This is a genomic window from Pseudomonas fluvialis, assembly GCF_014207935.1.
Taxonomy (GTDB): Bacteria; Pseudomonadota; Gammaproteobacteria; order Pseudomonadales; family Pseudomonadaceae; genus Aquipseudomonas; species Aquipseudomonas fluvialis_A.
The window spans coordinates 1-15,710 of sequence record NZ_JACHLL010000011.1; the positions used below are offsets into that span (position 1 = coordinate 1).

A 15,710-nucleotide genomic window follows, 5' to 3' on the forward strand; every position below is an offset into this window, starting at 1 on the left:
GCAGCACCGGTGATCATGTTCTTCACATAGTCAGCGTGACCCGGGCAGTCAACGTGCGCGTAGTGACGTACGGCAGAGTCGTACTCAACGTGCGCAGTGTTGATGGTGATACCACGAGCCTTCTCTTCCGGAGCGGAGTCGATCTTGTCGAAGTCGACCTTGGCGGAACCGAAAACTTCGGAGCACACGCGGGTCAGAGCTGCGGTCAGAGTGGTTTTACCGTGGTCAACGTGGCCAATGGTGCCAACGTTGACGTGCGGTTTGTTACGTTCAAATTTTTCCTTAGCCACGACAGTAAACCTCTTACTTAAAGGGCGGGATTAGCCTTGTTTTTTAACCAGCGCTTCGACGATGTTCGACGGCGCTTCGGCGTACTTGGAGAATTCCATGGAGTAGCTGGCGCGACCCTGAGACATGGAGCGAACGTCGGTTGCGTAACCGAACATCTCGCCCAGCGGAACTTCAGCACGAATGACCTTACCGGAAACCGTGTCTTCCATACCCTGGATCAGACCACGACGACGGTTCAGGTCACCCATCACGTCACCCATGTAGTCCTCGGGAGTTACCACTTCTACCTTCATGATCGGCTCAAGCACCTTGCCGCCGCCCTTCTGGGCCAGCTGCTTGGTTGCCATCGAGGCAGCGATCTTGAACGCCATCTCATTGGAGTCGACATCGTGGTAGGAACCATCGAATACGACAGCCTTCAGGCCGATGAGCGGATAGCCGGCAACAACGCCGTTCTTCATCTGCTCTTCGATACCCTTCTGGATTGCCGGGATGTATTCCTTCGGAACCACACCACCCACAACCTCGTTGACGAACACGAGACCTTCAGTGATGTTGCCCTTCTCATCCACATCAGGAGTCGAGAAGCGGATCCAGCAGTGACCGAACTGACCACGACCGCCGGACTGACGAACGAACTTACCTTCGATCTCGACATTGTCCTTGGAAATGGTTTCGCGGTAGGAAACCTGCGGCTTACCAATGTTGGCCTCAACGCCGAACTCGCGCTTCATGCGGTCAACAAGGATGTCGAGGTGCAGCTCACCCATACCGGAGATGATGGTCTGACCGGTTTCCTCGTCAGTCTTGACGCGGAACGACGGGTCTTCCTGGGCCAGCTTGCCCAGAGCAATACCCATCTTCTCCTGGTCAGCCTTGGTTTTCGGCTCAACAGCTACCGAAATAACCGGCTCCGGGAAGTCCATGCGCTCGAGGATGATCGGCTTGTCGCTGTCGCACAGGGTGTCACCAGTGGTGACGTCCTTCATGCCGATCAGCGCCGCGATATCGCCCGCGCGCACTTCTTTGATCTCGTCACGCTGGTTGGCATGCATCTGCACCATACGACCAACGCGCTCTTTCTTGCCCTTCACGGAGTTGATAACAGAGCTACCAGACTCCAGAACGCCCGAGTAGACACGAACGAAGGTCAGAGTACCCACGAACGGGTCAGTCGCGATCTTGAACGCCAGCGCCGAGAACGGGGCATTGTCGTCAGCCGGACGCTCGTCGTACTGAGCTTCAGTAATATCATCCTTAGGCGTATCAACCAGATCAGGATGGATACCCTTGATCGCAGGGATCTCGGTCGGAGCAGGCAGGAAGTCGATGACGGCATCGAGAACCAGAGGCACGCCCTTGTTCTTGAACGAAGAACCGCAGACAGCCGGAACGATTTCACAAGCAATGGTACGAGCACGCAGGCCAGCCTTGATCTCTTCGATCGACAGCTCACCCTCTTCCAGGTACTTGTTCATCAGCTCTTCGCTGGCCTCGGCTGCCGCCTCAACCATGTTGCTGCGCCACTCGTTGGCCAGGTCGACCAGCTCAGCCGGAATCTCTTCCTCGCGATAGCTGGTGCCCTTGTCGTCTTCATTCCAGTAGATGGCCTTCATTTTCATCAGGTCGACCTGACCTTCGAAGTCATCTTCAGCGCCGATGGCCAGCTGAACCGGAACCGGGGTGTGACCCAGACGGTTCTTGATCTGACCAACAACGCGCAGGAAGTCAGCACCAGCACGGTCCATCTTGTTCACGTAAACGATACGCGGAACACCGTACTTGTTGGCCTGACGCCATACGGTTTCGGACTGAGGCTCAACGCCGGAAGTACCGCAGAACACAACGACCGCACCGTCGAGTACGCGCAGGGAGCGCTCTACTTCGATGGTGAAGTCAACGTGACCGGGGGTATCGATAACGTTTACACGGTACTTGTCGTACTGACCGCGCGAACCTTCCCAGAAGGTAGTGATCGCAGCGGAGGTGATGGTAATACCACGCTCCTGCTCCTGCACCATCCAGTCGGTGGTAGCAGCGCCGTCGTGTACCTCACCCATCTTGTGGCTGAGACCTGTGTAGAACAGGATCCGCTCGGTCGTGGTGGTCTTGCCCGCGTCAACGTGGGCACAGATACCGATGTTCCGGTAGCGGTTAATTGCTGTAGTACGAGCCATAAAGCCCTCGCAAAAGTAGGTAAGCCGTAATTAGAAGCGGTAGTGCGAGAACGCTTTGTTGGCCTCAGCCATACGATGCACGTCTTCACGCTTCTTGACAGCAGCGCCCTTGCCTTCAGCAGCATCCAGCAGCTCGCCAGCGAGGCGAAGAGCCATGGACTTCTCGCCACGCTTGCGGGCGAAATCCACCAGCCAACGCATGGCCAGAGCATTACGACGGGACGGGCGAACTTCGACCGGAACCTGGTAGGTAGCACCGCCTACACGGCGGGACTTAACTTCGACCAGCGGAGCGATGGCGTCGAGAGCTTTCTCGAAGATCTCCAGGGGATCGCTGTTCTTGCGCGCTTTAACTGCGTCCAGAGCACCGTATACGATGCGCTCAGCCACAGCTTTCTTGCCGCTTTCCATCACGTGGTTCATGAATTTGGCGAGGATCAGGCTTCCGTATTTCGGATCGTCCAGAATCTCACGCTTTGCTGCTACACGACGTCTTGGCATTGATAAGCCCTCAAACGGTCTTCAGGTTAGCCCGGGACTATGACAACTGGCCACGCCCGACCTTACTCTTATCGACTCAATAAATAAGATTGGCGCCGAATCACTTCGGACGCTTGGTACCGTACTTCGAACGACCCTGCTTACGGTCTTTAACGCCGGTGGTATCCAGCGAACCGCGAACAGTGTGGTAACGCACACCCGGAAGGTCTTTTACACGACCGCCACGGATCAGCACGACGCTGTGTTCCTGCAGGTTGTGACCCTCACCACCGATGTAGGAGGTGACTTCAAAACCATTGGTCAGGCGTACGCGGCAGACTTTACGCAGTGCCGAGTTCGGTTTTTTCGGCGTAGTGGTGTACACACGGGTGCACACGCCACGACGCTGCGGGCAGTTCTGCAGCGCAGGAACGTCGGATTTCTCGACGATACGCTTGCGCGGCTGGCGTACCAGCTGGTTGATAGTTGCCATCTATAGCTCCACTGTTGTCTTTCGACATAAACAAAATGGCAGGGCAAAACCCTGCCAAATTTCGGGGTACAAGAGTCTAAAGACCTTGCAAATCCCCGTCAAGGCAAAGCCCCGGGAACCGGGGCTTTGCTATTTCTTAGCTGGCGCTGGAGTTCAGCGCCTCGGTCAGTGCGGCTTCCACCTCACTGGCGCTGACGCGCACCGGCTTATCGGCTTCACGCTTGCGCTTGCGCTCGCTGTGATAGGCCAGACCAGTACCAGCCGGAATCAGACGACCCACAACGACGTTTTCCTTCAGGCCGCGCAGGTAGTCGCGCTTGCCGGTAACCGCCGCTTCGGTGAGAACGCGGGTGGTTTCCTGGAAGGAAGCTGCCGAGATGAACGACTCGGTCGACAGCGAGGCCTTGGTGATACCCAGCAGCACGCGGTCGAACTTGGAGATGAACTTGTCATCAGCCGCCAGACGCTCGTTCTCGCCGAGCACATGGGTCAGCTCCATCTGGTCACCCTTGATGAAGCTGGAGTCGCCTGATTCGGTGATCTCAACCTTGCGCAGCATCTGACGCAGAATGGTCTCGATGTGCTTGTCGTTGATCTTCACGCCCTGCAGACGGTAAACGTCCTGGATCTCGTTGACGATGTACTTGGCCAGCGCGCTGACGCCCAGCAGACGCAGGATGTCGTGCGGATCGCTTGGGCCGTCGGAGATCACTTCGCCGCGGTTCACTTGTTCGCCTTCAAAGACGTTCAGGTGACGCCACTTCGGAATCAGCTCTTCGTACGGATCGCTGCCATCGGTCGGAGTGATGACCAGACGGCGCTTGCCCTTGGTCTCCTTACCGAACGAAATGGTGCCGCTGATTTCCGCCAGAATCGAAGCTTCCTTCGGACGACGGGCTTCGAACAGGTCGGCAACGCGCGGCAGACCACCGGTGATGTCGCGGGTCTTCGAGGTTTCCTGCGGAATACGGGCAACCACATCGCCCACGCCCACTTTGGCACCATCGGTCAGGTTGACCAGGGCGTTGGCCGGCAGGAAGTACTGGGCAGGTACGTCAGTACCCGGCAGCAGCAGTTCCTTGCCACTGGCATCGACCAGCTTCACGGCCGGACGGATGTCCTTGCCGGCAGCCGGACGGTCCTTGGCATCGAGTACTTCGATGTTGGTCAGGCCGGTCAGCTCATCAGTCTGACGCTTGATGGTGATGCCCTCTTCCATGCCCACGAAGGTCACGGTACCGGTCATCTCGGTGATGATCGGGTGAGTGTGCGGATCCCACTTGGCGACGATGGCGCCAGCGTCGACCTTGTCGCCTTCCTTCACGGAAATAACAGCACCGTACGGCAGCTTGTAGCGCTCGCGCTCGCGACCGAAATCGTCAGCCACGGCCAGCTCACCGGAACGCGAAACCGCGACCAGGTTGCCATCGGCACGCTCGACATGCTTCAGGTTGTGCAGACGGATCACACCACCATTCTTCACCTGGACGCTATCGGCAGCCGAGGTCCGGCTGGCAGCACCACCGATGTGGAACGTACGCATGGTCAGCTGGGTACCCGGCTCACCGATGGACTGGGCGGCGATAACACCGACCGCTTCACCGATGTTCACGCGATGCCCGCGAGCCAGGTCGCGACCGTAGCACTTGGAGCAGATGCCGTAGCGGGTTTCACAGCTGATCGGCGAGCGCACGATGACTTCGTCGATGCTGGCACGCTCGATGAACTCGACCCACTGCTCGTCGACCAGGGTGCCGGCAGGCACGATGACTTCGTCAGTGCCCGGCTTAAACACGTCCTTAGCAATGACACGACCCAGTACGCGCTCACCGAGCGGCTCAACCACGTCGCCGCCTTCGATGTGCGGAGTCATCAGCAGACCGTGTTCGGTACCGCAGTCGATCTCGGTCACCACCAGGTCCTGAGCCACGTCGACCAGGCGACGGGTCAGGTAACCGGAGTTAGCGGTCTTCAGTGCGGTATCCGCCAGACCCTTACGAGCACCGTGGGTAGAGATGAAGTACTGCAGTACGTTCAGACCTTCACGGAAGTTCGCGGTGATCGGCGTCTCGATGATGGAGCCGTCCGGCTTGGCCATCAGGCCACGCATACCGGCCAGCTGACGGATCTGGGCGGCGCTACCACGAGCACCGGAGTCCGCCATCATGTACATGGAGTTGAAGGACTCCTGATCAACGGTCTTGCCTTCGCGGTCGACCACCTTCTCTTTCGAGAGGTTGGACATCATCGCCTTAGAGACTTCGTCGTTGGCCTTCGACCACAGGTCGATCACCTTGTTGTACTTCTCGCCCTGGGTCACCAGGCCGGAGGCGTACTGGGTTTCGATCTCTTTCACTTCGGCGGTGGCCGCATCAATGATGCGCGCTTTCTCGTCCGGAATGACGAAGTCGTTCACGCCGATCGACACACCGGAGATGGTCGAGTAGGCGAAACCGGTGTACATCAGTTGGTCAGCGAAGATCACGGTGTCTTTCAGGCCGACAGTGCGGTAGCACTGGTTGATCAGCTTGGAGATCGCCTTCTTCTTCATCGACTGGTTGACCACGTCGAAGGGCAGGCCCGCCGGCACGATCTGGAACAGCAGGGCGCGGCCGACGGTGGTATCGACGATGCGGGTACGGCGGGTAACCGAACCGTCTTTTTCGTTGACCACTTCGTTGACACGAACCTTGACCCGGGCGTGCAGCGCGGCTTCGCCAGCGCGGAACACACGGTCAACTTCCTGCAGGTCGGCAAATACGCGACCTTCGCCCTTGGCATTGATGGCTTCACGGGTCATGTAGTACAGACCCAGCACCACGTCCTGCGACGGCACGATGATCGGCTCGCCGTTGGCAGGCGAGAGGATGTTGTTGGTCGACATCATCAGCGCGCGCGCTTCCAGCTGAGCCTCGAGGGTCAGCGGAACGTGCACAGCCATCTGGTCACCGTCGAAGTCGGCGTTGTACGCGGCGCAGACCAGCGGGTGCAGCTGAATGGCTTTACCTTCGATCAGCACCGGCTCGAACGCCTGGATGCCCAGACGGTGCAGGGTCGGTGCGCGGTTCAGCAGTACGGGGTGTTCGCGAATGACTTCGGCGAGAACGTCCCAAACCTCGGGCAGCTCGCGCTCAACCATCTTCTTGGCCGCCTTGATGGTGGTGGCCATGCCGCGGGTTTCCAGCTTGCCGAAGATGAACGGCTTGAACAGCTCGAGGGCCATCTTCTTGGGCAGACCGCACTGGTGCAGACGCAGGGTCGGGCCTACGGTAATAACCGAACGACCGGAGTAGTCCACACGCTTACCGAGCAGGTTCTGACGGAAACGGCCTTGCTTACCCTTGATCATGTCGGCCAGGGACTTCAGCGGACGCTTGTTCGAGCCAGTGATGGCGCGACCACGACGGCCGTTGTCCAGCAGGGCGTCAACCGCTTCCTGCAGCATGCGCTTTTCGTTGCGCACGATAATGTCCGGAGCGGACAGATCCAACAGGCGCTTCAAACGGTTGTTACGGTTAATCACGCGGCGATACAGATCGTTCAGATCGGAAGTCGCGAAGCGGCCGCCATCCAGCGGAACCAGCGGACGCAGGTCCGGCGGCAGCACCGGCAGAACGGTTAGAACCATCCACTCAGGACGGTTGCCGGAGCCCTGGAACGCTTCCATCAGCTTCAGGCGCTTGGACAGCTTCTTGATCTTGGTTTCCGAGTTGGTTTGCGGAATCTCTTCGCGCAGGCGACCAATCTCGTGTTCCAGATCGATAGCACCCAGCAGCTCGTAAACAGCTTCGGCGCCCATACGCGCATCGAAGTCGTCACCGAACTCTTCCAGGGCTTCGAAGTACTGCTCGTCGTTCAGCAGCTGGCTCTTTTCAAGGGTGGTCATGCCCGGATCGATCACCACGTAGCTCTCGAAATAGAGCACGCGCTCGATGTCGCGCAGGGTCATGTCCAGCAGCAGGCCGATACGGGACGGCAGCGACTTCAGGAACCAGATGTGGGCAACCGGTGAAGCCAGCTCGATGTGGCCCATGCGCTCACGACGCACTTTGGCCAGGGCGACTTCAACGCCGCACTTCTCGCAGATCACGCCGCGGTGCTTGAGGCGCTTGTACTTACCGCACAGGCACTCATAGTCCTTCACCGGGCCAAAGATCTTGGCGCAGAACAGACCATCACGCTCAGGCTTGAAGGTACGGTAGTTGATGGTTTCCGGTTTTTTTACTTCACCGAAGGACCAGGAACGGATCATCTCGGGCGAGGCCAGACCAATACGAATGGCATCGAACTCTTCGATTTGACCCTGGTTTTTCAGCAGATTCAGCAAGTCTTTCAAGGCCTTTCCTCCTCACGGACCCGCTGCGACCGGCCTTGGCCGGGCGCAGCGTGGGGCGTCACGTGTTATTCGGTTTCCAGTTCGATATCGATGCCGAGCGAACGGATTTCTTTGATCAGCACGTTGAAGGATTCCGGCATGCCGGCTTCCATACGGTGATCGCCGTCCACGATGTTCTTGTACATCTTGGTACGGCCGTTCACGTCGTCCGACTTCACGGTCAGCATTTCCTGCAGGGTGTAGGCAGCGCCATAGGCTTCCAGTGCCCAGACCTCCATCTCCCCGAAACGCTGGCCACCGAACTGCGCCTTACCACCCAGCGGCTGCTGGGTAACCAGGCTGTAAGAGCCGGTGGAACGTGCGTGCATCTTGTCATCGACCAGGTGGTTCAGCTTCAGCATGTACATGTAGCCGACCGTGGTACGACGCTCGAAAGCGTTGCCGGTACGGCCATCGAACAGCTGCATCTGACCGCTTTCTGGCATGTCTGCCAGTTTAAGCATGGCCTTGATCTCGGTTTCCTTGGCACCGTCGAACACCGGAGTGGCCATCGGCACACCCTTGCGAAGGTTGTTCGCCAGCTCCAGCACTTCCTTGTCAGAGAGCGAATCGATGCTCTCGGCACGGCCACCGATCTCGTTGTAGATCTCGTTGAGGAACTTGCGCAGCTCGGCCAGCTTGCGCTGCTCCTCGAGCATGCGATTGATCTTCTCACCCAAGCCCTTGGCTGCAAGGCCCAGGTGGGTTTCGAGGATCTGACCGACGTTCATACGCGACGGTACGCCCAGCGGGTTCAGCACGATGTCGACCGGGGTACCGGCTTCGTCGTACGGCATGTCTTCGACCGGCATGATCACCGAGACCACACCCTTGTTACCGTGACGACCGGCCATCTTGTCGCCCGGCTGGATGCGGCGTTTGATCGCCAGGTAAACCTTGACGATCTTCAGCACACCCGGAGCCAGGTCATCGCCCTGCTGCAGCTTGCGCTTCTTGTCTTCGAACTTGTCGTCGAGCAACTGACGGCGATCGGAGATATAGGCCTGAGCCTTCTCCAGCTGCTCGTTCAGCGCGTCTTCGGCCATGCGCAGCTTGAACCACTGGCTGTGCTCCAGACCGTCGAGGTACTCATCGGTGATCACGGCACCTTTCTTCAGGCCAGCACCGCCCTCAGCCTTGGCGCCCACCAGAGCGAAACGCAGACGCTCGAAGGTTGCACCTTCGACGATGCGGAACTCTTCATTGAGGTCCTTGCGGATCTCGTCGAGCTGCATTTTCTCGATGGACAGGGCGCGGGAATCGCGCTCAACGCCATCACGAGTGAAGACCTGCACGTCGATGACAGTACCCTTGGTGCCAGTCGGCACGCGCAGGGAGGTGTCCTTCACATCAGACGCCTTCTCACCGAAGATCGCACGCAGCAGCTTCTCTTCCGGCGTCAGCTGAGTCTCGCCTTTCGGGGTGACCTTACCGACCAGGATATCGCCGGCCATGACTTCGGCACCGACGTAAACGATACCGGCTTCGTCCAGCTTGTTCAGCGCAGCCTCACCCACGTTCGGGATGTCCGCGGTGATTTCTTCTGGGCCAAGCTTGGTGTCACGGGCCACACAGGTCAGTTCCTGAATGTGGATCGTGGTGAAACGGTCTTCCTGAACCACGCGCTCCGACAGACAGATGGAGTCTTCGAAGTTGAAGCCGTTCCACGGCATGAACGCGACGCGCATGTTCTGGCCCAGCGCCAGTTCACCCATGTCGGTGGACGGACCGTCGGCCATGATGTCGCCACGCGCAACCACATCACCTTTCTGCACCAGCGGACGCTGGTTGATGCAGGTGTTCTGGTTGGAACGGGTGTATTTGGTCAGGTTGTAGATGTCGACACCGGCTTCACCGGTTTCGACTTCGTCGTTGGCAACGCGAACCACGATACGGCTGGCATCGACCGAGTCGATCACACCACCGCGGCGAGCCACCACGCAAACACCGGAGTCACGGGCAACGTTGCGTTCCATGCCGGTACCTACCAGCGGCTTGTCGGCGCGCAGAGTCGGTACAGCCTGACGCTGCATGTTGGAACCCATGAGTGCACGGTTGGCGTCGTCGTGCTCGAGGAACGGAATCAACGAGGCCGCAACAGAAACAACCTGCTTCGGCGACACGTCCATCAGGGTGACGTCTTCCGGCGCCTTGACGGTGAATTCGTTCAGGTGACGAACAGCTACCAGTTCATCGACCAGCATGCCCTTGTCGTTCATGGTCGCCGAAGCCTGGGCGATCACGTGATCGGCTTCTTCGATTGCGGACAGGAACACGATCTCGTCGGTGACCAGACCAGCCTTGACCACACGGTACGGGCTTTCCAGGAAGCCGTACTGGTTGGTGCGGGCATAGGTCGCCAGGGAGTTGATCAGACCGATGTTCGGACCTTCAGGGGTCTCGATCGGGCACACGCGGCCGTAGTGGGTCGGGTGTACGTCGCGGACTTCGAAGCCGGCGCGCTCACGGGTCAGACCACCTGGGCCGAGTGCGGAAACACGGCGCTTGTGGGTGATCTCGGAGAGCGGGTTGTTCTGGTCCATGAACTGCGACAGCTGGCTGGAACCGAAGAACTCCTTGATCGCGGCAGCCACCGGCTTGGCGTTGATCAGGTCCTGCGGCATCAGGCCTTCGCTTTCGGCCATCGACAGACGTTCCTTGACCGCGCGCTCAACGCGCACCAAGCCAACACGGAACTGGTTTTCGGCCATCTCACCGACGCAACGCACGCGACGGTTACCCAGGTGGTCGATGTCGTCGACGATGCCCTTGCCGTTACGGATGTCGACCAGGGTCTTCAGCACGGCAACGATATCGTCTTTGTTCAGTACGCCCGAACCTTCGATCTCGGTACGGCCGATACGACGGTTGAACTTCATGCGGCCAACAGCGGACAGATCGTAACGCTCGGCGCTGAAGAACAGGTTGTTGAACAGCGTCTCAGCAGCTTCCTTGGTTGGCGGCTCACCAGGACGCATCATGCGATAGATTTCGACCAGCGCTTCCAGTTGGTTGCTGGTGGAGTCGATCTTCAGGGTGTCGGAAATGAACGGACCACAGTCGATGTCGTTGGTGTAGAGAGTCTCTACACGTACAACTTGTGCTTTGGCCAGCTTGGCCAGCAGGTCAGCGGTCAGTTCTGTGTTGCACTCAACCAGAATCTCGCCGGTGGCCGGGTGAATGATGGCCTTGGCGGTGGTGCGGCCCAGCATGTACTCGACGCTGACGTCGAGCTGCTTGATGCCGGACTTCTCCAGCTGGTTGATATGACGGGCAGTGATACGACGCCCCTGCTCAACGATGACCTTGCCCTTCTCATCCTTGATGTCGAAGGCGGCAATTTCACCACGCAGACGCTGCGGAACCAGCTCCAGGCTGATGCCCTCACCGTTCAGGTGGAATACGTTGGTCGCATAGAAGCTATCCAGCACTTCTTCAGTGCTGTAGCCCAGTGCGCGCAGCAGGACAGACGCCGGCAGTTTGCGACGACGGTCGATACGAACGAACACGCAGTCCTTCGGATCGAACTCGAAGTCCAGCCAGGAGCCACGGTAAGGAATGATGCGTGCGGAGTACAGCAGCTTGCCGGAGCTGTGGGTCTTGCCACGGTCATGGTCGAAGAACACACCCGGGGAGCGGTGCAACTGGGAAACAATCACACGCTCGGTACCGTTGATGATGAAGGTACCGTTTTCTGTCATGAGCGGAATTTCGCCCATGTACACTTCTTGCTCTTTGATGTCCTTGATCGCCTTGTTCGACGACTCGCGATCGAAAATGATCAGACGGACTTTCACGCGCAGCGGCACGGCGAAGGTCACGCCACGCAACACACACTCTTTGACATCAAAAGCCGGCTCACCCAGGCGATAACCGACGTACTCGAGAGCGGCATTGCCGGAGTAGCTGATGATCGGGAAAACCGATTTGAAGGCCGCATGCAGGCCCACGTCACGAAGCGAATCCTTGCTGGCACCCGCCTGCAGGAATTCGCGATAGGAGTCCAGCTGGATGGCCAGGAGGTAAGGCACATCCATGACGTCCGGCAACTTGCTAAAGTCCTTGCGGATACGTTTTTTCTCAGTATATGAGTAAGCCATCAGCGTTCCCCAGCTTGGTCACCTGCTTATTTGGCCCCTCCGGAGGGAGTGGCCAGAAAATCGTGCAAACCCCTTGGTTTGCGCCACCTCGTCGGGTGGATTCCCGTCCAGACCACTGCCTTAGCAACAGCGGCCTAGAACGGAAAAAGGCCGGTGGCAATTGCCACCAGCCATCAGCCTGTCGCTTAACGCTTAGGCTGTAGACGCAAAGTCGTCGCTTACTTGAGCTCGACTTTGGCGCCAGCTTCTTCCAGCTTCTTCTTGGCGTCTTCTGCAGCTTCTTTGGTGAGGCCTTCGGCGATAACCTGAGGAGCGGTGTCAACCTTCTCCTTGGCTTCCTTCAGACCCAGACCGGTCAGTTCACGAACAGCCTTGATCACGTTCACTTTCTTGTCGCCAGCTTCAGCCAGGACAACGTTGAACTCGGTTTGTTCTTCAACAACAGCGGCAGCAGCAGCCGGGCCAGCTGCAACAGCAGCGGCGGCAGTCACGCCGAACTTCTCTTCCATCGCCTTGATCAGTTCAACGATCTGCATGACGGACATTTCGGATACGGCGTTGATGATGTCTTCGTTGGTCAGAGCCATGACTCTAATTCCTGTATTGGGGTGACAGCCTTCGCGGCCATCAAATTAAACAAATAACGTTGAAAGGGACGAGATGCCTGAATTAGGCAGCAGCGCCTTCTTTCTGGTCGCGAATAGCCGCCAGAGTACGAGCCAGCTTGCTGGTAGCGCCTTGAATAACGCTCATCAGCTGTGCAACGGCTTCGTTGTAGGTCGGCAGAGTTGCCAGTACGTCGATCTGATTAGCTGCGAGGTATTGACCCTCGAACGCAGCTGCCTTGATCTCGAACTTGTCCTGACCCTTGGCGAACTCCTTGAAGATACGAGCGGCAGCGCCCGGATGTTCGTTGGAGAAAGCGATCAGGGTCGGGCCTTTGAACACGTCGTTGAGGACTTCAAACTGAGTGCCTTCAACAGCGCGCTTGAGCAGGGTGTTACGCACGACTTTCACGTACACACCAGCTTCGCGGGCCTCTTTACGGAGTCCGGTCATTGCGCCGACAGTCACGCCACGGGCATCAGCCACGACAGCGGACAGACCGGCTTTGGCAGCCTCGTTGACTTCAGCGACGATGGCCTTCTTGTCTTCGAGTTTAATTGCCACGGGTTTACTCCTGGATGTTACCGTATCGTCAAGCCGAGGCTTGACGGCGTTTTGGTGTCTGATTCGGTAAACGAATCGGGAGCACCATCTGCGTAGGCTGTAGGTTTAAGGCTTGCGCCGCCTACGGTCTTGGATAGCCCCCGCCAGGCAGGGACCCCAATAATTGAGGCGAAGGCTAGCCTTCGCCTCGTATCACTTAGGCTTCCAGAGAAGCCTGATCGATCTGCAGACCTGGGCCCATGGTGGTGCTCAGGGTTACGCGCTTGACGTAAACACCCTTGGCAGCCGATGGCTTCAGGCGCTTCAGATCGGACAGCAGAGCTTCAACGTTCTGCTTCAGCTTGGCGGGCTCGAAATCAACCTTGCCCACGGAAGCGTGAATGATGCCGTTCTTGTCGGTACGGAAACGTACCTGACCAGCTTTGGCATTCTTCACAGCAGTCGCGACGTCCGGAGTTACGGTGCCGACCTTCGGGTTCGGCATCAGGCCGCGCGGGCCCAGAACCTGACCCAACTGACCGACTACGCGCATGGCGTCCGGAGAGGCGATTACGACGTCATAGTTCAGATCGCCGCCTTTCATTTCGGCAGCTAGATCGTCCATACCGACTTTGTCAGCACCAGCGGCCAGAGCAGCTTCTACGCCCGGGCCCTGAGTGAACACAGCAACGCGAACGTCTTTACCAGTACCATTCGGCAGCACGGTAGCGCCACGGACGACCTGGTCGGATTTACGCGGATCGACGCCGAGGTTGATCGAAATGTCGACGGACTCTTTGAACTTGATGGTCGACAGTTCGGCCAGCAGTTTGGCGGCATCTTCGAAGCCGTATTGCTTGCCAGCTTCGATTTTTTCGGCGATCGCCTTCTGGCGCTTGGTCAGCTTAGCCATTACACACCCTCCACGTTCAGGCCCATGCTACGAGCAGAACCGGCGATGGTACGCACGGCTGCATCCAGGTCAGCGGCAGTCAGATCAGCCTGCTTGGCCTTGGCGATCTCTTCCAGCTGAGCACGGGTAACAGTGCCGACTTTCTGGGTGTTCGGGCGAGCCGAACCACTGCTGATACCGGCTGCTTTTTTCAGCAGTACCGAAGCAGGGGTGCTCTTGGTTTCGAAAGTGAAGCTACGGTCGCTGTATACAGTGATGATCACTGGAGTCGGCAGACCAGGTTCCATGCCCTGAGTCTTGGCGTTGAACGCCTTGCAGAATTCCATGATATTCACACCGTGCTGACCCAGAGCCGGGCCAACGGGCGGCGACGGGTTGGCCTGACCGGCCTTCACTTGCAGCTTGATATAAGCCTGAATCTTCTTAGCCATTTAAAACTCCAGTATCGGGTTCGAACGCCCGTAGGCTCCCCGCTTGCTAGCATTTACCCCAGTGACGACAAAACCCCGCAACCACTGGCTGCGGGGTAATGGGGCCTTTCGTTCGATCAGACCTTTTCGACCTGACTGAATTCCAACTCCACCGGGGTGGAGCGACCGAAAATGAGCACAGCCACTTGGATGCGGCTCTTTTCGTAGTTAACTTCTTCAACCACACCATTGAAATCAGCGAACGGACCATCCACTACGCGGACAGTTTCACCCGGCTCAAACAGCGTTTTCGGCTTCGGCTTGTCACCGCTATCGGCAACACGACGCAGGATGGCCTCAGCTTCTTTCTCGGTGATTGGCGCCGGCTTGTCGGCAGTACCACCAATGAAGCCCATCACACGAGGAGTGTCCTTGATGAGGTGCCATGTGCCCTCATTCATCTCCATCTGAACCAGGACGTAACCAGGAAAGAACTTACGCTCACTCTTGCGCTTCTGGCCGTTACGCATTTCCACCACTTCTTCGGTGGGAACCAGAATTTCGCCGAACTGGTCTTCCATACCAGCCAGCTTGACGCGCTCAACCAAGGAGCGCATCACATGCTTCTCGTAGCCCGAGTAAGCATGCACAACATACCAACGCTTAGCCACGGGACACCCTTACTCTACGATCATAGAAACAAGCCACCCCAGGAGGGAGTCGAGCCCCCACAGAAGGAGCGACATCACCAGAACAACAGCCACTACAACCAGAGTGGTCTGTGTGGTTTCCTGACGAGTAGGCCACACGACTTTGCGGATTTCTGTCCGCGCTTCTTTCGCTAATTGCAAGAAAGCAGCGCCCTTAACCGTCTGCAGAGCAACAAAGCCCGCAACAGCTGCAAGGACAACCAGAGCAAGTACGCGATACAGAATCGGCGATGCGGAGAAATATTGATTACCCGCAACACCAGCAGCCACCAAAGCAGCAACAACCACCCACTTCAGCGCATCGAAGCGACCATCTTTGGCTTCAGCCTTGGCACTCATCTGCATTAAATCCTGTACAAGAAACGCCAGATCCACAAAGTGAAATCTGGCAGGCCAGGAGGGAATCGAACCCCCAACCTGCGGTTTTGGAGACCGCCGCTCTGCCAATTGAGCTACTGGCCTGTAACGAAGTCAGGCCGACCATTATGCCGGCCTGACAGGACAAGATCAACCGATTATTACTCGATGACCTTGGCAACCACGCCAGCACCAACGGTACGGCCGCCTTCGCGAATCGCGAAGCGCAGACCATCTTCCATGGCGATCGGCTTG

General features: G+C 58.0%; 12 protein-coding genes, 1 tRNA gene and 1 pseudogene. All 14 read right to left on the reverse strand.

The window, feature by feature from the left end; all coding sequences use genetic code 11:
• Positions 1 to 290 (reverse strand): GTP-binding protein (locus HNP49_RS18365; protein ID WP_256574523.1); only part of this gene is annotated, 290 nt, incomplete at its 3' end.
• Positions 291 to 320: 30 nt separating this feature from the next.
• On the reverse strand, positions 321 to 2,468 hold the full coding sequence (fusA, locus tag HNP49_RS18370) for an elongation factor G (protein WP_184685762.1): 2,148 nt from the start codon (positions 2,466 to 2,468) through the stop codon (positions 321 to 323).
• 30 nt (positions 2,469 to 2,498) lie between these two features.
• Positions 2,499 to 2,969: a 30S ribosomal protein S7 gene (gene rpsG, locus HNP49_RS18375; protein WP_095941597.1), complete on the reverse strand. Its 471-nt coding sequence runs from the start codon at positions 2,967 to 2,969 to the stop codon at positions 2,499 to 2,501.
• Positions 2,970 to 3,069: 100 nt separating this feature from the next.
• Positions 3,070 to 3,441: a 30S ribosomal protein S12 gene (gene rpsL / locus HNP49_RS18380; protein WP_021217014.1), complete on the reverse strand. Its 372-nt coding sequence runs from the start codon at positions 3,439 to 3,441 to the stop codon at positions 3,070 to 3,072.
• 136 nt (positions 3,442 to 3,577) lie between these two features.
• Positions 3,578 to 7,777 (reverse strand): DNA-directed RNA polymerase subunit beta', encoded by a 4,200-nt coding sequence (gene rpoC, locus HNP49_RS18385; RefSeq protein WP_184685764.1) that lies wholly within the window; start codon positions 7,775 to 7,777, stop codon positions 3,578 to 3,580.
• A gap of 65 nt (positions 7,778 to 7,842) precedes the next feature.
• Positions 7,843 to 11,916 (reverse strand): DNA-directed RNA polymerase subunit beta, encoded by a 4,074-nt coding sequence (gene rpoB / locus HNP49_RS18390; RefSeq protein WP_184685766.1) that lies wholly within the window; start codon positions 11,914 to 11,916, stop codon positions 7,843 to 7,845.
• Positions 11,917 to 12,134: 218 nt separating this feature from the next.
• Positions 12,135 to 12,503, reverse strand: coding sequence for a 50S ribosomal protein L7/L12 (gene rplL / locus HNP49_RS18395; RefSeq protein WP_184685768.1), 369 nt, complete (start codon positions 12,501 to 12,503; stop codon positions 12,135 to 12,137).
• 82 nt (positions 12,504 to 12,585) lie between these two features.
• Positions 12,586 to 13,086, reverse strand: a complete 501-nt coding sequence (gene rplJ / locus HNP49_RS18400; protein ID WP_184685771.1) for a 50S ribosomal protein L10 — start codon at positions 13,084 to 13,086, stop codon at positions 12,586 to 12,588.
• A gap of 196 nt (positions 13,087 to 13,282) precedes the next feature.
• Positions 13,283 to 13,978, reverse strand: coding sequence for a 50S ribosomal protein L1 (gene rplA / locus HNP49_RS18405; RefSeq protein ID WP_184685773.1), 696 nt, complete (start codon positions 13,976 to 13,978; stop codon positions 13,283 to 13,285).
• Positions 13,978 to 14,409: a 50S ribosomal protein L11 gene (rplK, locus tag HNP49_RS18410; protein ID WP_184685775.1), complete on the reverse strand. Its 432-nt coding sequence runs from the start codon at positions 14,407 to 14,409 to the stop codon at positions 13,978 to 13,980. The genes rplA and rplK overlap by 1 nt, the downstream gene beginning before the upstream one ends.
• 116 nt (positions 14,410 to 14,525) lie before the next feature.
• The gene (gene nusG / locus HNP49_RS18415; RefSeq protein WP_095941590.1) at positions 14,526 to 15,059 is read right to left on the reverse strand and encodes a transcription termination/antitermination protein NusG; all 534 of its coding nucleotides are present in this window, start codon (positions 15,057 to 15,059) and stop codon (positions 14,526 to 14,528) included.
• A 9-nt stretch (positions 15,060 to 15,068) separates the two neighbouring features.
• Positions 15,069 to 15,437: a preprotein translocase subunit SecE gene (secE, locus tag HNP49_RS18420; protein ID WP_184685777.1), complete on the reverse strand. Its 369-nt coding sequence runs from the start codon at positions 15,435 to 15,437 to the stop codon at positions 15,069 to 15,071.
• A 47-nt stretch (positions 15,438 to 15,484) separates the two neighbouring features.
• Positions 15,485 to 15,560, reverse strand: a tRNA-Trp gene (locus HNP49_RS18425).
• 56 nt (positions 15,561 to 15,616) lie between these two features.
• Positions 15,617 to 15,710, reverse strand: a pseudogene (locus tag HNP49_RS18430) (elongation factor Tu); the annotation flags it as partial.